The following is a 17,027-nucleotide window of genomic DNA, read 5'->3' on the forward strand; positions in this document are numbered from 1 at the left end:
CCATGGCCGAGGAGGACACCAGCGGCCGGTTCGAGCGCTGGGTCGACACCGTCAAGACGATCATCGCGCCGGCCAGCCTGATCACCGCTCTGCTGTTCCACTTCGGCTACGTGTCGACGCGCGCGCAGTATGAGTACTTCGGCATCGGATGTGTCGGAGCTTGGTGTCGACCACACCGTTCGGGTCCGAGGGCGTGACGTCGGGGGCGCCGGCGACGCCGACGAGGGGGCGGCACGGCGCCACCGCGGCCGCCGGTCCCGTGTTTTCGGTGCACCCTTCCAGCGCCCACCGCACCTCCTCCCCGTCGTCTGCGGCCTCAGCAGTAGATAACCGGGATTATCTACGACTGCCATAGCCAGCCGGGAAGCAACACCGATTCATAATCAATCCGATTATGATTCCGAATCGTATTGAGAAAGGGTGCCGGAATAAGTGAGGAGCAAGGCGAACGACCCGCCGGCCAGGCAGAACGCCCCGTCGGGGGCCTCGAACCCGCCGATCCCGGCGCGGCGGCCGCCGGGTCCGACGCGCGCGACGCGCCGTCCGGCGGCCGGGCTGCGGGCGGGGCCGCCCGGGAGGTCTCGGCGGCGTCCGCCGGGCCGCCGGCCTGGAGCGTGTGGTCCTCCGGTCCCGGCCGGGACGACCTCGACGAGCAGGCCGCCCGCGCGCGGTCGTTCGAGCTGGGGACCCGCTTCTCCGTCGAGGTTGCGCAGGCCGTGGCGTCGCACCGGCGGTGCGGGTTCTCCCGCTGCCGCAAGCCCCTGCCCGACGAACGCCGCGCCGGCAAGAAGTCCGAGCACTGCCCCAAGGAAGTCACCTCCTGGGAGGTCACCAGCTGGTCGACAGTTTTCCCGACGAGCTGCTGTGCCGGCCGCTGCCACCACATCTTCTCGGCCCGCACGCCGCCCGCGCCTTCGAACATCCCATCTCCGAGCAGGAAAACCCGGGATCCGCGGCGAGCCTGGATGGTGTCCTCCACAGTGGACATTGGCGAGAGGATCCCCGATCGTGACCACGCCCCGCACCCCGCACGCCCGCACCGAGCCGCCGGAGGACGGCGCGCGCCGCGCGCTCTACCTCGAGCGCGCCACCCTCGTGGCGGCCCTCTCGACCCACCCGGACGTCACCGACGCGGAGCTCTCGACCGACCCAGCCCCGCTGATCGCGGCCTGCGCCACGGTGATCACGCTGCACACGCCGGACGGGCAGATGACCTGGCACCCGGCCGACGCACATGCAGAAGCTGCAGCAGGCCGGCGGCACCGCGTTCGATCGGATGTTCCTGCAGATGATGGTGACCCATCACCAGGGCGCGGTGGCGATGGCCAAGACCGAGCTGGCGAGCGGTTCGAGCCCGGATGCCAAGGCGCTGGCGCAGCGCATCATCGACTCGCAGACCGCCGAGATCGCGCAGATGCAGCAGATGCTGGGCCAGTCCTGACACCCCGGTGAGGGCAGCCACCAACCTGATCCTGACAGGCCTGCACCCCGCCCCCGGGTAGCGCGGGTCGCGCCTCCTCTGCCTCGGCGCCCCGCCATGAGCAGGAGGCGTCGGCGGTGAGCACCGACCGCTGCCCCATCGTTCGCGCCGCAGAGGGGTCAAGTCCCCGTACGCCTGGTCGGCCTCTCACAAATGACCAGTTGTGACAGTTCCGCGGCTCCACCCAGCGTGCGCCCCGCGCGCGATCTCGCGGCACCTCGTTCGCGAACGGGCTCGTGTCCCGGACCAGCGGGTTGAGCTTCTGTTGGGCGTCGAGCAGGGCCTGGTGGGTGAAGCCGGTGCCGACGTCGCCGATTTAGAGCAGGTCCCCGGTGGCCGGGTCGTGGGCGCCGAGCAGCAGCCCGCCCAGCAGACCCTCGCGGCTGCCCTGGCCCGGGCGCCAGCCGCCGATCACGACTTCCTGGGTCTGGATCAGCGGGTGTTTGAGCCACTCCGGGCTGCGCCGGCCGGGCCGGTACTTCGAGCTCCGCGCCTTGACCACCAAGCCTTCGAGCCCGCTGTTCGCGGCGATGTCGAGCAGGTCCTGGGGGGTCATGCCGGTAGCCGAGAGGTCGGCGTGGCTGTAGGAGGGGTGATCGCGACGAGGTTCTTGTCGGTCGGCTCGAGGCCCTCGAGGACCTTCCGCCGCGCGTCGTAGGACTGCTCGAGCAGCACGTCGTCGCCGAGCTGCAGGACGTCGAATACGAAGTAGGCCACGGCGCGGCCGCTGGTGTCGTGGTTTTGCAGCAGCCCGAAGTCCGGCCGTCCCGCGTCGTCGAGGGCGACGATCTCCCCGTCCAGCACCGCGCGCCGGCCGTCGAGCGGCTCGGCCATAGCGCCGGCGAGCTCGGGGAAGCGGCCGGTGAAGTCGTTGTTGTTGCGGCTGGTCAGCACCGTGTTGCCGTCCGCGGCCACGCGCATGATCGCCCGGTAGCCGTCCCACTTGAACTCGTACGCGTACTGGGTTCCGTCGCGGAGCGTGCCGCCGTCCGGGGTGGCGAGCATCGATTCGGCGAAGCCCGGCACCTGGGACCGGCTATCGGGAGCCCCCTGCGCCATCGCGACCTCCGCGCCACCCGTGTCGGGCACCTGCCAGCCGTACCAGCAGCAGGGCTGGTATCCGAGCCAGCCGTACGGCGGGGGTTACGGCGGCGGCTCGCAGCCGCCGAAGAACGGCAAGACCGGGCTGTGGATCGGCATCGCCGTGGCCGTGGTGGTAGTCGTGGCGGTGCTCGGGATCACCGGGTTCGTCGCTCCGGGTTTCTTCCTGGGCAAGGACTCCTCGAACACCACGGCACAGACGCAGAACCCCGCCCCGCCTGCGCGGACGTCGCGGCCGCAGCCGACGGAGTCGAGCCTGCCCACCGAGGAGACCGCCGCCCCCGGCGCCGGCGGCTCAGCATCGGCCGACGGCAAACAGATCGTCGACGACTTCGTGGCCAAGCGCAACGCCAAGGACGCCTCCGGCGCCCTGGCCCGGGCGTGCAAGGGCGGTAACGCCACCATGAGGGGCGACATCGACGAAGTCATCGGCGGCGATCCGCAGCTGACCGTGGAGGACTACCGCACCTCGACCAGGACCGCGGACGTCGGCGGTTCGCTGTCCGGAAGGGACGCCCACGGTTCGGTGCTCACCACCAATGTCTACGGTGGCTGGTGCGTCGACTTCTGTTACGTGCTGGCCTACTGACGTGTGCGGTCTCCGCTGCCGTGGGCGTTCGTCGCGTCCGTGCTGCTGCTCGTCGGGGTCGGTGGGCAGCTGCTGCCCGGCCGCGCGACAAGCCGCAGCGACGCCCTGAAGACCGGTGTTCTCGCGGGCGGCGCCGTCGTGGCGCTCTACGCGTTGTGGCTCAACGACCGGCGCCGGCGCGCCGTGCGCCAGGAGATCGAGCGGCTGATGAGCACGGCGTGGGGGACTGCCGCGCACGCCGCACGGTCCGAGGGCCTCTCGAAACGGCCGAGTGTCGCTGACGCGGCACACGGTCAGCACGACGAAGGCGAACGAGAACCGCGGGCGCGGGGCGTGGCCGACGAAGAGCAGGCGTCGAAGAAGTGCTTCCGGTACCGGAAGTCCGCGCCCGACCAAAACGATCTGTACACGCAAGGTCGGGCATGTGGGACAGAAACGATCGGTTTCGCGCACTCTTTGAGCCAAGCCCGGCTCTCACGCCAGCCTGGTTCTCCTCCCACCCGGGCCTTGCCCGGGCGGGGTGATCCGCGCGCACGAGGACGCGGAGGCTCCGGCCGTTGTTTTTTCGGGCCTGCTACCGCGAGGCCGACCAGCGCTGATGGCACCCCGGCGCCGAGCCTGAACCCGTTGCCCGAGATGGTCTCGAGCGTCGAGCTGGCGGTGAGGCACCTGCGGCTTTCGCCCGCCGGCCGATTGAGCTGCCGCGCGGTCACGTGCCTGCCGCCAGGTCAGCGGCACGGTTAGGGTTTGCGGCCCACGGCTGCGAGCAGGCAGTGATCGGAGAGTTTGAGGGGGTGCACGCGGGGGCCCCCGGGCCACCAGTCGGCCGGCTGGACCAGCCCGGGCGTGAGCAGCTCGAGTCCGGCGAGCATGGTGTCGATCTCGGTGCGGGTGCGGAAGTGGATCCGCCCTGAGGAGGCGCCTTGATATACGCGTTCGATGTTGCGGGCGACGACGCTGTACTCGTCGTCTTCGGGATCGAGGGCGTGGCTGAACACCACATACGATCCTGACGGCAGGGCGTCGAGGTAGTCACGCAGTACGGCGGCCGGGTCGTCGGCGCAGAAGTGCAGGCTCATCGAGTGGATCAGTGCGATGGGTTTGTCCCAGTCGAGCTCGCCGCGCACGGTCTCATCGGCCAGCAGCCTCGTGGGCTGGAAGATGTCGCCGCTGACGATGTGGGTTTGCGTGTTGTCGGCCAGCAGCGCCCGGCCGTGGGCGAGCACCACCGGATCGTTGTCGACGTAGACCACGCGCGCGTCGGGGTTGGACCGTTGTGCGACCTCGTGGACGTTCTCGGCGGTGGGTAGCCCGGAACCGCAGTCGAGGAACTGATCGATGCCCACGTCGCGGGCCAGGAAGCGCACGGCGCGGATCAGAAACTCTCGAGCGACGATGGCCAGTTCGGTCACCTCGGGCGCCACGGCTTGGACCTTGCGCAGCATTTCCCGGTCGACCTCGTAGTTGTCTTTGCCGCCCAAGCCCGCGTCGTAGACCCGGGCGGTACTCGGCACGGTCGGATCGATGACCATCGCAAGGTCGTCGTCGGGCTCGCTCATGAGCAGCAACGTACCGCAAAGCGGTTGCGCCGCGACTTTGACCGAGTGCCGACCGTAATGGAGAACCCGAACCGGCTCTGCTCGCAATACGGGAAAGAGGTGTTCCCTGTACCGGAGCAGCAGAGAGGCCGGGTCTCCCGCGAAGGGTGCCTGGCCTCTCTCGCGGCTGCTGCGGGAGACCACGAGCCGCCACGGAGCCGTCGGGCATCGGAGATCCCGACCTCGTCCATCAGCCGCTGCGCGGAGACCGGGGCGAACCCAGGCAGGGACCTCACCAGCAGCCGCACGGAACAAGCCGCTGCCGATCCGGACGGTGCGGCCGCGATGGCCGCGACTGAAGACGATCGTCTACGTCGTCGACGGCGCCGCCCGCGTCCGTGGCGTCGAGGCGGAACTGTCGAAGTGGGACACCGACGATCGCGGCTCCGCCGGCGTCCTGGTCACCAAGCGGCCGACCGAGCTGCAGATCGCCAAGCGGCGGCCACCGCCCCACGTCCGCGGCAAGATCCGCGAATTCGTGTCCCTGTAGCTGTCGTGCGCCGGTTCTCGGCACGCCGCAGCTCGGCGAGTGCCGGTTTCCGGTCGTCAGGTGGTGCAGCACCCAGGTCGCCCGATACGAGGCCTTACAGCGCTGAGCTGCATGCTGCGCGAACTGCACTTCAACGCGCACTAGGATGCAACCGTGACCGGCGGCTGCCCTGGCCTCACGCGGCCGGGGCAGCGGTCGCGCCCTGGCTTTGCCGGTATTCGAACGCCTCGGGTTCGTCCCGGTAGTCCAGAAGGTTCCCGGCGAGGTCGTGCAGGAGTGCCTTGACCTCTGCCGGGGTGCACCGGAAATACTCCCGCCGCCGGTTGACCCGGTTGAGCCGCCGGGCCTCCAGCTTGGCGTGGAGCTGCTGCTCGATCCCCACTGCGTCGTGGGAGAAGAACAGCGCGTGCACGTCGAAGCGGAAGGGCACCGACGCGTCGCCGAGCTCGCGCACTCGGTCCATCGGCTCGAGCCGGCGGGTCATCCCGATCTTGACGACATCAGGGCCGAACGAGCCGATGTTGCTGATCACGTAGACGTAGCCCGCGCGGATGTTGGCCTGCCGTTCCTCGATACCACTCAGCGCGGCTTCGATTTCGGCCAGTTTGCGTTCGAGATCGGCCGCGCCCTCCAGGTCCCCCTTCGCCCGCAGGGCCGCGATGGCGTTGCGGTAGTGTCCCTGCTCCTTGAGCAGCCGTTCCTGCTCGCGGCGGTACTCCTGCAGTGCCTTCTGCTCTTCCCGGAGAGCGGCACGCCGCGCACGCTCGTCTTCCTTCTCCTGCTGCTTCTTCGCCAGGTAGTCGGCGGTGAGTTCGAGTTCTCGGATCCGCATCGCGTGATAGGCGGGATTGACGCGGATCGACGCCATGACCCCGAGCTTCTCGATCGTTCGGACCGCGGTCTCCAGCCGTTTGACCGCGGACGCAAGGTTGCCCGCCTTGAGCACGCGGACGCAGTTCTCGGCTTCCGCGTTGTAGGCCCGGAGCATGAGCTTCGACAGGTCGCCGACGAACTTGCGGCCCTGGGCCAGCGAGTTGTTGTAGTGGAAGCTGCTCGATGCCTCGACCGCGGACTTCGCCCGGGTCATGTCTTTCATGGCGGCCTTCAGCCGTTCGAGCTCGGCCTTGTAGGCCTCGGCGTCGGAGAGCACGTGCCGGTACTGGTAGACCCCCACCTCCTGCATCAGCCGAGCGTCATCGGTCTCGACCACTTCGGAGCGCAGGGCCGCAAGCTGGGTCTGCAGGTGGGTGAACTCGGCGTTCATGGCCGACGTTTCCTGCTGATAACGGGCCTGGTCAGCATGGAGACGCTGCGTCAGCGTGGCGATCTCCTGCTGGACAGCGACCGAACCGAGCGCGCCCAGCCGCTGCAGCTCGCCCCGCAGGTACAGATTTTCCCGCTGCGCCGCGTCGAGCTCTTCCTGCCGCTTCCGCCCGCCAAACACCGACACCCTCCCCGAAGATCACCCTGTCCCAGGCGGAGTCGCCCTCGGCTGCCGGCTTGTTACCGATCCGGTCGAGTTGCAGCACCACCGTGTCCCACGGTGGGGCAGGAATGCCCCTCCCTCAGGACTTCGGCTCGCTGTGGCACCCGCCGCGGCGACTGGACGACCGATCTCGGCGATCGGTGCGACGAATCGACCATGAGCCCTGCCGCCGAGTGTCATGAAGTGGTCCGTGGACGTCACAAGACTGATCGCGCCGGTCGCGGTGGCTGTTGTCGCGTCGGGTGCTTTCGGGGCATGGTCGATCGCCAACCGGCACACGGCGAGTTCGGAGGTTTTCGAGGGGTGGGCAAGCTCCAATGCCGCCGGAACCGTCATTGGGTTCACCGACGGTTCGGCGCGACCAGGCGAGGGGTACATCGTGGCCGGTGCGGCTTGGGTCGGCCGCGACAACACGTGGTACCTAGGTGCTGATCTCCCCACCTGCATAGGCAGGGACACAACGGCCAAGGTCCACGTGAAGCTCGGTGTTGTGACCGTGGAACCCGGCGACGACGTCTTCGGCGGAAGACACGTCGTTTGGTTGCGTTGTCTCTCGTGAACACATCAGGTGTCACCCAAGCCCTGTGCGCAGGCAGACCACAAGGCCGTGGCCGTCGCCTGTGAGTGATCGGGTTTGCCGGCGGTTTTCGGGGCGTGGGCGGCGGCGAGCTTGCCGGAGGCCATGTCGAGGAAGATCTCGTCGCAGCTGACCGCAGTGAGCGCGTCTCACTGGGCCTCGGAGTACTAGTCGCGAGTGGACACCGAACCGTAGCCGATCCGCATGGTGCAGACCGTATCGCCAACCCTGAGAACGCGACGTTGATGCGGACACGGCATGCTTTGCAGATCGCTCCTGCGGAAACAGCGTCCGCCACATGTGTCTCGCGAACGATCGTTTCTGAGACCCGATGAGCGGGGGAGCGGGTCCCCTGGCAGGAACAGTCGACGCCGGTCGTGACGGCCGTTGTATCCAGAAGTGGACACGACTGCCGCAGATGAACGTTCGGCACTCGTCGATTCGTAGCCGGCCTGACCACCGGCCCAGCTAAGGGGGCCGACCGCGCCCTCGGCGGCGAGGACGTTTAGACCTGTTTTCCGGCCGGCAGCGGGCGCCACGTTGGCCCGCGTGGCTGACAGGTCACAGCCGAGATACGAAGGCTGCCACGTCGTAACAACCGCGCTGAAGATCGCGATTCTGCGCGGGACAGGAGAGGAAGTACTGATCGATGAGCCAGCCCAACCCTTACTCGTCGCACCCCCAGCCCCAGCAGCAAGGGCAGCGCAATTTGCCGCAACTGCATGCAAACTCTTCCGTTGCACCGGGCGTTGCGGGAGCTGTGCCCTACTCGGTCGCGACAGGGCTCGCGATGAAGGAGAGGCACCCGGTGACGGTATGGCTGCTTTGGCCAACGATCACGCTGGGGATCTACCACCTGGTCTGGTACTACAAGATCCACAAGGAGATGGCCGAGTTCGATCGTCGCCGGGCCGTTCCAGTCGCCGGGCCCATGCTGGTGCTTTTGTTCCTCAGCTGGACGGTTATCGCCCCGATGGTCAGTTACTACAACTGCGGCAACCGCATCCGCAACGCCCAGCGCGCCGCCGGCCTGCAAGCCAGCTGCTCGCCCGTGGCCGGCATGCTGCTCATGGTGGTCTTCGGCGTCGGCATCCTCTACTACCAGGTTGAGCTGAACAAGGTCGCCGCTGCCTACGGGGTGCCCCAGGGACAGCAGATCGAGCTTCGCGTCTGAACCCCGCGATGGCAGGAGGGGTAGCTCACCGACCTGTCTGATCGGATCTCGGCTCGCAGTGGGGCTGGTGGCTACGCGGGCTCGATCGGCTGATCCCGCCTGTCGCCGCAGGCGCCGCGTGAGGCAGTGCAGCACAGCAATCGGTGAACGTCGAGCCTGGTGACCTGACGTTCGTCCAGTGGGTGGGGCGGCTACTTGCGCGGCTCCTCTGCGAGGGCGGGCCGTGTCCCCTCTGCTGCTGGTGTCACGGCTCATGCTCCGAAGCTACGAAATGGAGCGCGCTCCAGGCGAACTCCGCGCGAGCTCCGGATCCGGCGGGTGCTCCGGCACGTGATCGCGCCGCCGCCGGGCGGCGATGGCCAGGCCGGTGAGCGCGGTGGCGAGCCCGGTGCCCACGATGAGCACCCAGCCGCGCCGGAAGGCGGCGAGGTCCTGTTCGCCGACGTAGATCGCGACGAGCACGGCCGTGCCGAGGACCGTGCCGATCTGCCGGCTCGTGTTGATCATCGACGACCCGGCGCCCCAGCGCGCGGCGGGCAGGACCGTGGCGACGATGCCCGACACGCTCGGCATCGTGAGCCCCACGCCCGCGCCGGTGAGCAGCTGGCCCGGCGGCATCGCCGTGGCGTAACCCGGTTCCGGGCTCATGAGCAGCAGGCAGACGGTCACGCCGAGCGCCATGGCGAGCCCGCCCGCGGCGATCACCGGTCCGGGCCCGGCGCGGTGCGCGAGCCGGCCGGCCAGCTGCGACACCGGCACCACCACGAGCGGCCCGGGTGCGAGCGAGAGCCCCGCCACGAGGATCGAATCGTGCCACTGCGAGGTCAGGAACAGCACGTTGCCGAACAGCATCGCGCCGAACCCGGCCGAGTGGACAACGATCGCGACGCACGCCAGCCACCGCGTCGGCACGCGCAGGGCGGGCAGGTCGAGCACCGGCACCGCGTGCCGTGCCGAGCGCCACGGCACCCAGGCCAGCGCCGCGGCGGCGACGGCGAGCGCGGTAAGCAGGTTCGCCGAACCCCAGCCGTGGTCGGCCGCTTCGACGAGCGCGTACGCGACGGCTCCGACGCCGGCCAGCAGGCCGACGGCGCCGAGCAGGTCGGGCACACCGGTGGTCCCGTCGCGCGATTCGCGCAGCACCCGCGGCCCGAACGCCGGCATGAGCAGGCAGATCGGCAGGTTCACCAGGAACACCCACCGCCACGACGCCTCCACGAGCAGGCCGCCGACGGGCGGGCCGAGCGCGGCGGCCACCGCGCCGATCGACGCCCAGACCCCCACGGCCATCGAGCGGCGGTGCGCCGGGAACGCCGTGAGCAGCAGGGCGAGCGCGGTCGGCATCACCAGCGCCGCGCCGACCGCCTGCAGAGCGCGGAAGGCCACGAGCAGCTCGATCGACGTCGCCGCCGCGCAGGCGGCCGAGGCGGCCGTGAACACCGCGACGCCGAGCAGGAACAGCTTGCGGCGCCCGTAGTGGTCGGCGAGCCGGCCCGCCGGGGAGAGGAACGCGGCGAACAGCGCGGTGTAGCCGCTGAGCACCCACGACGTCGTCGCGAGGTCGGCGCCCGCAAACGCCGTGCGGATCGCCGGGAACGCCACCGTGACGATGAACAGGTCGAGGCTCGCCAGGAAGGTCGCGGCCGAGACCACGAGCAGGACTGCGCCGGGACGCGCGACCGCGGGGGCGGGTGGCACGGCGGACACCCTCGGGCTGGGTTCGCGAAGACAACCTAGCCCGGCGGAGTGAGACCGTTCAAGAGACCCAGCTGGTGAACTAGCTCGTGAGGGAGTCGTAGAGCCGCTGGATGTCGTCGTCGAAGTAGGCGCTGTAGGACACGTCGGGGGTGTCGCCGCCCGCCTCGTAGCCGCCGATCACGCCAACGACGGTCCCGAGCCCGGTTACCGGGTCGGCGCCGGTGACCCACGGGGCGCCGCTGGTGCCGTCGGGGAACCCGGGGCATTCGACGCGCTGCTGGTAGGTGTCGGACCGCGTCGTGGTGTTCTCGCACACCACGGGCTCCTCGGCCGTGTCGGGGTAGCCGGTGAGCCTGGCGACGTTGGTGAACCCGCGGCCGACGCCGAGCTGGTTCGCACCCGTGAGGCTCTCCAGCGATGCCGCGGTGCCGGGCCGCGTGACGGTGAGGAACGCGAAGTCGAGGTTCTGGTCCGCGGAGGCGGTCCAGCCGGCCGGCACCGCCGCCGCGGTCACCGCCCAGCTCCCGAACGGCGCGACCCCGTCGTGGTAACCCGGCTCGAAGGTCAGGCCGGTGGTGCCGCCGCCGAGGCAGTGCGCTGCCGTGAGGACGAGGTCGCCGGACGGGCTGTGCACGACGCTCGCGGTGCAGAAGTGCTTGCCCCCGGAGAACAACGCGCCCACAGCGCTGGTCGCCGATGCCGCCGGTTTCGCGGGCTCGGTCACGGCGGCGCTCGCCGCGGTGGCGCCGGAGTCGCCTGAGCCGACCGGCGCGACGGAATCCACGACGGTCGCCGCCCCGCCCGTCAGCACCAGCACCGCGGCGGACGCCGCCGCCACGACGACCCGCGAAACGTTGATCACCACCCCTCCAGAGCACCACGCATCCGGGCGCCAAGCACGCTTCCCGCCCGGATGCACAGCAACCTCACAGTGGCGCTCAGGCAATACCCAGGCACGGCTCAGGGATGCGTCGCCGGCAGCGTGCCGCCCGCTTCATCACCGCAGTCGACGAAGACCGGGTCGACGTGGTTGCCGATCCGGTCCGAAACCCGCGCCGTGGCGCGGTAGCGGGCCGGGTTGTGGGTCGACGATCGTGACGTCGACGAGCGCGGGGTGGCCGGGCAGGCCGCCGAGGACGGTCTTGAGACCGGTGCGCCGCCGCAGGTGCCGGTGACGGTGATCTCCTGGCCGTGTGCGGTGGCCGGGTCGGGGCTGACGGGTACGACGGCCCGCGCGCCCTTCGGCGGCAAGGCGGCCGCCGGCGCGGACTCGCCGACGCGGCGGTGAACCCGGTCGTGCCCGCCACCGGCGCCGCCGCGTCGGCGAGGACGTTCCAGGAAACCATGGTGCTTCTCCCGTGTCAGTGTCCACTTCGGACACTTGCCGGACGAGCCTCGCGGCGGGCTCGCTTCCGGCAAGACGAGGTGCTCCGGGAGGGGGTTCTCGAAGTGATTCAGGTCACTTCAGATCGGTGAGGAACTCCGTCAGCACCGCCGCGTACGCCTCGGGCGTCTCCTCCTGCGGCGTGTGGCCGGCCCCGGACAGGATCTGGACTTCGCCACGCCACAGTCGAGGTGACGTGATCGTGCGCAGGTACTCGAGGTTCACCAGCTGCTCCTGCGCGCCGTGCAGCAGCGCCACGGGTACGCGGGCGCCGGCGACGATCGAGCGCTCGTCGGCGTTCGCGGAGGACTGCAGGCTGCGGGCGAGCCCGGCCCGCGCCTCGGGATCGGTCGCGAGGATGTGCGTCACGGCCGCGTCGAGCGGCAGCGGCGACCCCGGCGCGAGCTGGCTTCGCGCGTACGCCCGAGCGTCCTCACGCGACACTTCGCCGGTGAACCCGATGCCCACGGCCGGATTCGGCAGGAACGCCGTGCCGAGATCGGCCGGCGACGACACCGGCGGCGTGCCGTGCACGAGGATCCCGCGCACCCCCGGCAGCTTCGTCGACGCCGACAATGCGATGTGCCCGCCGAGGCTCCAGCCGACGAGCACGGCCTCGCCCGCGCCCACCGCTTCGGCGAAGTCAGCGACCACCCGCGCGTACCCGGGAATCGAGTAGGTGCCCGGATCCCCGGCCGGCTCCGAATCGCCGTGGCCGGGCAGGTCGAGCGCGAACGCGCGGAACCGCCGCCCGAGCGGGCCCGTGAGCACCCCTTCCCACGTTTCCGAGGACGACGAGTTGCCGTGCACGAACACAACGGCAGGGCCGGTGCCGGAACTGGTGCGGTAGGCGATGCGCTGCCCGCCCGCGTCGATGGTCTGCATCCGGCGAACACTAGGCCGGGCGGTGCCCGCGCGGTATCGGCCGCACGGCGGATTGCCCGGCGCTACGATGGCGTGAATTGTCGCCAGAGCCCCGCAGGGTGGTCGTTTCGTGACAGAGGCCGGACAGGCGCGGCAGCCGGGCGAGCGGCTGAGCCCACGGGTGGCGAAGCAGGTTCGCGACCTGATCATGAGCGGTGCTGTCCGCGGCGGCGAACGACTCCGCACCGAGCACCTCGCCGAACAGCTCGGCGTTAGTGCGACTCCCGTGCGCGAAGCACTGATGTCGCTCACCGGTGAGGGCATGGTCGAGTTCCGGCCGGGCCGCGGGTTCAGCGTCGTGCCGGTGACGCGCCAGGACGTCACCGACCTCTACGACGTGCAGGCCTACCTCTCCGGCGAGCTCGCGGGCCGCGCCGCCCAACGGCTCACCGGCGCCGATCTCGCCGGTCTGCTCGTGCTGCAGGAAGAGCTGGAACGGGCGGTGGGCGCCGGGGACCTCGACGCGACCGAACGCGCCGACTTCGAGCTGCACCGCCGCGTGAACCGCGCGGCCGCGGCGCCGAAGCTGACGTGGATGCTGTCGCTGACCCTGCGGTACGTGCCCTTCACCGCGTACGCCGAGATCCCCGGCTGGCCGCTCGCCGCGCGCGACGGCCACGGTCCGATCCTCGACGCGCTGCGCGACGGGGCGAGCGCCGCCGCGTGCGCCGCGATGAGCGCGCACATCCGCCTGGCGGGTGTCCTGCTCGTCGACTTCCTCGCCGCGCAGGGCGTGCTCGCCGGCGAGTGACGCATCCGCCACTGGGCAACGCGGGACGGTTTTCTATAGAATCCGCGGCAAGGGAAGTTCCCGGTCGAAGGAGACTCGGTGGAAGACCGCAACGTGCTGTACATCGGTGGCGAATGGGTCCCCGCCACGGGAAACGCCACGATCGCCGTGGAGAACCCGGCAACCGAGGAGGTGCTGGCGCGGATCCCGGAGGGCACGGCGGACGACGTCGACCGCGCGGTGCGAGCCGCGCGCGAGGCGTTCCCCGCGTGGTCGGCCACGACCAGGGCCGAGCGTGCGGAGCTCCTGCGCAAGCTCCACGAAGGACTGGCCAAGCGCGCCGAGGAGATCGGCGAGACGATCGCCCGCGACGTCGGCACCCCGCTGCGCATCGCCACACGCATCCAGGCCGCGCTGCCGCAGACCGACGTGCAGACCTACGTGGACCTGCTCGGCCAGGACGAGCCGGAGGAGAAGGTCGGCAACTCGCTGATCGTGCGCGAAGCCGCCGGCGTCGTCGCGGCGATCACGCCGTGGAACTACCCGCTGCACCAGATCACCGCCAAGCTCGCGCCCGCGCTCGCCGCGGGCTGCACCGTGGTCGTCAAGCCGAGTGAGGTCGCGCCGCTGAGCGCCTACCAGCTCTTCGACGCCCTCCACGAAGCCGGTTTCCCCGCCGGGGTCATCAACCTCGTCACCGGCTACGGGCCGGTGGCCGGCGAGGCGCTCGCGACGCACCCGGACGTGGACGTCGTGTCGTTCACCGGTTCCGTGCGCGCCGGCACGCGCGTGGCCGAACTCGCGGCGCGGTCGGTCAAGCGCGTGACGCTCGAGCTGGGCGGCAAGTCCGCCAACGTGATCCTCGCCGACGCCGACCTCGCAACCGCGGTGAAGGTGGGTGTCTCCAACGCGTTCCTGAACGCGGGCCAGACCTGCACCGCGTGGACGCGCATGCTCGTGCCGCGCGAGAAGCACGAGGAAGCCGTGGCGCTGGCCAAGAAGTTCGCCGAGGGCTTCACGCCGGGCGACCCACTGGACGCGAAGACCAAGCTGGGCCCGCTCGTGTCGTCGGCGCAGCGCGAGCGCGTGCGCGGCTACATCGAGAAGGGTGTGGCCGAGGGCGCGACGCTGGTCACCGGCGGCGCGGAAGCACCGGAAGGCCTGGACACCGGGTTCTTCGTGCGCCCCACGGTGTTCGCGGGGGTCGATCCGGATTCGACGATCGCGCAGGAGGAGATCTTCGGCCCGGTGCTGTCGATCATTCCGTTCGAGGACGAGGAAGACGCGCTGCGCATCGCCAACAATTCGAGTTACGGCCTGCACGGCGCCGTGTGGTCGGCCGACCAGGACCGCGCACTGGCGTTCGCACGCCGGGTGCGCACGGGCCAGATCGACGTGAACGGCGGCGCCTACAACCCGCTCGCGCCCTTCGGCGGCTACAAGTCCTCCGGTGTCGGCCGCGAGATGGGGCGGCCCGCGCTCGACGAGTTCACCGAGATCAAGTCGATCCAGCTCTGAAACCCCGGCCGGACAAGGAGAAGACACCGTGGTCAAAGCCGTGGTCGTGCGCGAGCCGGGAGCCGCGCCCGAGGTGCGCGACATCGCGCTGCCGCCCGTGGGACCCGCCGACGTGCGCGTGCGGATCGCCGCCGCCGGCGTCTGCCACTCCGACCTCTCGATGGTCGACGGCACGCTGAACCCGCAGTACCCGTTCGTGCCCGGGCACGAAGCTTCGGGCGTGGTGGCCGAAGCCGGCGCCGAGGTGACGAACGTGAAGCCCGGCGACCGGGTCGTGCTCAACTGGGCGGCCGCGTGCCGCCAGTGCTGGTTCTGCCAGGCCGGCGAACCGTGGCTGTGCTCGGCGATCGAGGGCATCACCACGCTCCCGCGCGGGGAGGTAGACGGCGAACCGCTCAACGTGGTGCTCGGCGTCGGCGGGTTCGCGGAGGAGACGGTGGTCCCGGCGACGTCGGTGGTGCCGCTGCCCGACGGGGTGCCGCTCGACCTGGCCGCGTTGATGGGCTGCGCAGTGCTCACCGGCGTCGGCGCCGTGCGCAACACCGCGAAGGTCCGCAGTGGACAGTCGGTGCTCGTGCTCGGCCTCGGCGGCATCGGGCTGTGCGCCGTGCTCGGGGCGAAGCTCGCCGGCGCGTCGCCGATCATCGCCGTGGACGTCTCGCCGGAGAAGGAAGAGCTGGCCCGGGCCGCGGGCGCCACGCACTTCCTGCTGAGCGAGGACAAGCTCGCCAAGCAGGTGCGCGGGCTCACCGAGGGCCGGGGCGCCGACCACGCCTTCGAATGCGTGGGCGCGGCGGCGACGATCCGCACGGCGTGGAGTTCGGTGCGCCGCGGCGGGCACTGCACCGTGGTCGGCGTCGGGCGGCGCGACCAGCAGGTGGTGTTCAACCCGCTGGAGATCTTCCACTTCGCGCGCACACTCACCAGCACCGTCTACGGCGCCTCCGACCCGGACCGCGACATCCCGGTGCTGGCCGAGGAGGTCAAGTCCGGTGACCTGAACCTCGAGAGCCTGGTGACCCATCGGATCTCGCTCGAGGAAGTGCCCGAGGCCTTCGAACGGATGCGCGCGGGCCAGGGAGCCCGCTCGCTCATTCGGATCGGCGCGGACGCCTGATGCCGGAACTGGACAGCGAAGAACAGGCCATTGTGGACACCGTGGCCGCGTTCGTGGACCGGGACGTGCGCCCGGTCGCGCGCGAGCTCGAGCACGCCGACACCTACCCCGAAGCGCTCATCGAGCGCATGAAGGAGCTGGGTGTCTTCGGCCTCGTGATCCCCGAGCCGTACGGGGAAGTCAGTGTGTCGACACCGTGCTACGCGCTCGTCACCGCCGAGCTCGCGCGCGGCTGGATGAGCCTCGCGGGCGCGATGGGCGGGCACACGGTCGTCGCGAAGCTGCTGCTGATGTACGGCACGGAGGAGCAGAAGCAGAAGTACCTGCCGCGCATGGCGACCGGTGAGCTGCGCGCCGCGATGGCGCTCACGGAACCGGGCGGCGGCTCGGACCTGCAGGCGATGCGCACGCGCGCCCGCCGCGCCGGGGACGAGTACGTGGTCGACGGCACCAAGACGTGGATCACCAACGCGCGCCGCGCGGGTCTGGTCGCCCTGCTGTGCAAGACGGACCCCGACGCCGAACCGAAGCACCGCGGCATCAGCGTGCTGCTCATGGAGAAGGTGCCCGGCTTCGAGGTCTCGCGCGACCTGGGCAAGCTCGGTTACAAGGGCGTCGAGACCTGCGAGCTGTCCTTTTCGGACTGCCACGTCCCCGTGTCGGCGTTGCTGGGCGGGGAAGAGGGCCGCGGCTTCCCGCAGATGATGCGGGGGCTCGAGATCGGCCGGATCCAGGTGGCCTCGCGGGCGCTGGGCGTCGGGCGGGCCGCGTTCGACGATGCCTTCCGCTACGCGCAGGAACGTGAGTCGTTCGGCAAACCCATCTGGAAGCACCAGTCGGTCGGCAACCACCTGGCGGGCATGGCGACGAAACTGACGGCCGCGAAGCAGCTCGTGCTGCACGCCGCCCGCCAGTACGACACCGGTACCCGGTCCGACCTCGAAGCCGGCATGGCGAAGCTGTTCTGCTCCGAGGTCGCGATGGAGGTGGCACTCGACGCCATCCGCGTGCACGGCGCGTACGGCTACTCCACGGAGTTCGACGTCGAGCGCTACTTCCGCGACGCCCCGCTGATGATCGTCGGCGAGGGCACCAACGAGATCCAGCAGGACGTGATCACCCGGCAGCTCATCGCCCGCGGCGGGCTCTGACCACCGCGGG

At 70.3% G+C, this 17,027-nt stretch carries 19 protein-coding genes and 1 pseudogene; 12 read left to right on the forward strand and 8 right to left on the reverse strand.

Annotation, left to right across the window (positions count from 1 at the left end):
• The first annotated feature begins 2 nt into the window (after positions 1-2).
• Both I6J71_RS15605 and I6J71_RS15610 read left to right on the forward strand, forming a co-directional pair.
• Complete coding sequence (locus I6J71_RS15605; RefSeq protein WP_204095369.1) at positions 3-197, forward strand: hypothetical protein; 195 nt, start codon at positions 3-5, stop codon at positions 195-197.
• A 1,037-nt stretch (positions 198-1,234) separates the two neighbouring features.
• Entirely contained in the window at positions 1,235-1,441 is a 207-nt protein-coding gene (locus I6J71_RS15610; RefSeq protein ID WP_204095370.1) for a DUF305 domain-containing protein, read from the forward strand.
• Here the strand turns inward: I6J71_RS15610 and I6J71_RS48240 are convergent.
• The 3 genes from I6J71_RS48240 to I6J71_RS49755 are packed head-to-tail and all read right to left on the reverse strand — an operon-like array spanning position 1,383 to position 2,569.
• On the reverse strand, positions 1,383-1,796 hold the full coding sequence (locus I6J71_RS48240; RefSeq protein WP_370542214.1) for a hypothetical protein: 414 nt from the start codon (positions 1,794-1,796) through the stop codon (positions 1,383-1,385). The genes I6J71_RS15610 and I6J71_RS48240 overlap by 59 nt on opposite strands.
• Entirely contained in the window at positions 1,797-2,036 is a 240-nt protein-coding gene (locus tag I6J71_RS49750) for a hypothetical protein (RefSeq protein ID WP_255570878.1), read from the reverse strand.
• The gene (locus I6J71_RS49755) at positions 2,033-2,569 is read right to left on the reverse strand and encodes a hypothetical protein (protein WP_255570879.1); all 537 of its coding nucleotides are present in this window, start codon (positions 2,567-2,569) and stop codon (positions 2,033-2,035) included. The genes I6J71_RS49750 and I6J71_RS49755 overlap by 4 nt, the downstream gene beginning before the upstream one ends.
• On the opposite strand from I6J71_RS49755, the gene I6J71_RS15620 reads away from it, so the two are divergent.
• Positions 2,559-3,170: a hypothetical protein gene (locus tag I6J71_RS15620; RefSeq protein ID WP_204095371.1), complete on the forward strand. Its 612-nt coding sequence runs from the start codon at positions 2,559-2,561 to the stop codon at positions 3,168-3,170. The two genes, I6J71_RS49755 and I6J71_RS15620, sit on opposite strands and share 11 nt — an antisense overlap.
• 3 nt (positions 3,171-3,173) lie before the next feature.
• Positions 3,174-3,374: pseudogene (locus tag I6J71_RS15625) on the forward strand (hypothetical protein); the annotation flags it as partial.
• A 536-nt stretch (positions 3,375-3,910) separates the two neighbouring features.
• Here I6J71_RS15625 and I6J71_RS15630 read toward each other — a convergent pair.
• Positions 3,911-4,729 (reverse strand): SAM-dependent methyltransferase, encoded by an 819-nt coding sequence (locus tag I6J71_RS15630; protein ID WP_239154870.1) that lies wholly within the window; start codon positions 4,727-4,729, stop codon positions 3,911-3,913.
• Positions 4,730-5,042: 313 nt separating this feature from the next.
• On the opposite strand from I6J71_RS15630, the gene I6J71_RS15635 reads away from it, so the two are divergent.
• On the forward strand, positions 5,043-5,258 hold the full coding sequence (locus tag I6J71_RS15635; protein WP_204095372.1) for a hypothetical protein: 216 nt from the start codon (positions 5,043-5,045) through the stop codon (positions 5,256-5,258).
• Positions 5,259-5,433: 175 nt separating this feature from the next.
• Here the strand turns inward: I6J71_RS15635 and I6J71_RS15640 are convergent, their stop codons facing one another.
• Complete coding sequence (locus tag I6J71_RS15640) at positions 5,434-6,702, reverse strand: DUF4041 domain-containing protein (protein WP_204095373.1); 1,269 nt, start codon at positions 6,700-6,702, stop codon at positions 5,434-5,436.
• A gap of 232 nt (positions 6,703-6,934) precedes the next feature.
• On the opposite strand from I6J71_RS15640, the gene I6J71_RS15645 reads away from it, so the two are divergent.
• A complete protein-coding gene (locus I6J71_RS15645) occupies positions 6,935-7,303 on the forward strand; it encodes a hypothetical protein (protein ID WP_204095374.1) in 369 nt (122 codons plus the stop codon).
• A 667-nt stretch (positions 7,304-7,970) separates the two neighbouring features.
• Positions 7,971-8,495: a DUF4234 domain-containing protein gene (locus I6J71_RS15650; protein WP_204095375.1), complete on the forward strand. Its 525-nt coding sequence runs from the start codon at positions 7,971-7,973 to the stop codon at positions 8,493-8,495.
• A gap of 264 nt (positions 8,496-8,759) precedes the next feature.
• On the opposite strand, the gene I6J71_RS15655 is transcribed toward I6J71_RS15650, so the two are convergent.
• Together I6J71_RS15655 and I6J71_RS15660 are read right to left on the reverse strand one after the other, a co-directional pair.
• On the reverse strand, positions 8,760-10,193 hold the full coding sequence (locus I6J71_RS15655; RefSeq protein ID WP_204095376.1) for an MFS transporter: 1,434 nt from the start codon (positions 10,191-10,193) through the stop codon (positions 8,760-8,762).
• Positions 10,194-10,272: 79 nt separating this feature from the next.
• On the reverse strand, positions 10,273-11,058 hold the full coding sequence (locus tag I6J71_RS15660; RefSeq protein ID WP_370542144.1) for a serine protease: 786 nt from the start codon (positions 11,056-11,058) through the stop codon (positions 10,273-10,275).
• A gap of 213 nt (positions 11,059-11,271) precedes the next feature.
• On the opposite strand from I6J71_RS15660, the gene I6J71_RS15665 reads away from it, so the two are divergent.
• Entirely contained in the window at positions 11,272-11,481 is a 210-nt protein-coding gene (locus I6J71_RS15665) for a hypothetical protein (RefSeq protein ID WP_204095377.1), read from the forward strand.
• A 171-nt stretch (positions 11,482-11,652) separates the two neighbouring features.
• Here the strand turns inward: I6J71_RS15665 and I6J71_RS15670 are convergent, their stop codons facing one another.
• On the reverse strand, positions 11,653-12,462 hold the full coding sequence (locus I6J71_RS15670; RefSeq protein ID WP_204095378.1) for an alpha/beta fold hydrolase: 810 nt from the start codon (positions 12,460-12,462) through the stop codon (positions 11,653-11,655).
• A gap of 109 nt (positions 12,463-12,571) precedes the next feature.
• Between I6J71_RS15670 and I6J71_RS15675 the strand changes: the two genes are divergently transcribed.
• From I6J71_RS15675 to I6J71_RS15690, 4 genes are all read left to right on the forward strand, one after another.
• The gene (locus I6J71_RS15675; RefSeq protein WP_204095379.1) at positions 12,572-13,252 is read left to right on the forward strand and encodes a GntR family transcriptional regulator; all 681 of its coding nucleotides are present in this window, start codon (positions 12,572-12,574) and stop codon (positions 13,250-13,252) included.
• 78 nt (positions 13,253-13,330) lie between these two features.
• The gene (locus I6J71_RS15680; RefSeq protein ID WP_204095380.1) at positions 13,331-14,749 is read left to right on the forward strand and encodes an aldehyde dehydrogenase family protein; all 1,419 of its coding nucleotides are present in this window, start codon (positions 13,331-13,333) and stop codon (positions 14,747-14,749) included.
• 28 nt (positions 14,750-14,777) lie between these two features.
• Complete coding sequence (locus I6J71_RS15685; protein ID WP_204095381.1) at positions 14,778-15,866, forward strand: Zn-dependent alcohol dehydrogenase; 1,089 nt, start codon at positions 14,778-14,780, stop codon at positions 15,864-15,866.
• Positions 15,866-17,017, forward strand: coding sequence for an acyl-CoA dehydrogenase family protein (locus tag I6J71_RS15690; RefSeq protein WP_204095382.1), 1,152 nt, complete (start codon positions 15,866-15,868; stop codon positions 17,015-17,017). Before I6J71_RS15685 ends, I6J71_RS15690 begins: the two co-directional genes overlap by 1 nt.
• Positions 17,018-17,027: the final 10 nt, after the last annotated feature.

The sequence above is a fragment of the Amycolatopsis sp. FDAARGOS 1241 genome, from assembly GCF_016889705.1.
Classification (GTDB): Bacteria; Actinomycetota; Actinomycetes; order Mycobacteriales; family Pseudonocardiaceae; genus Amycolatopsis.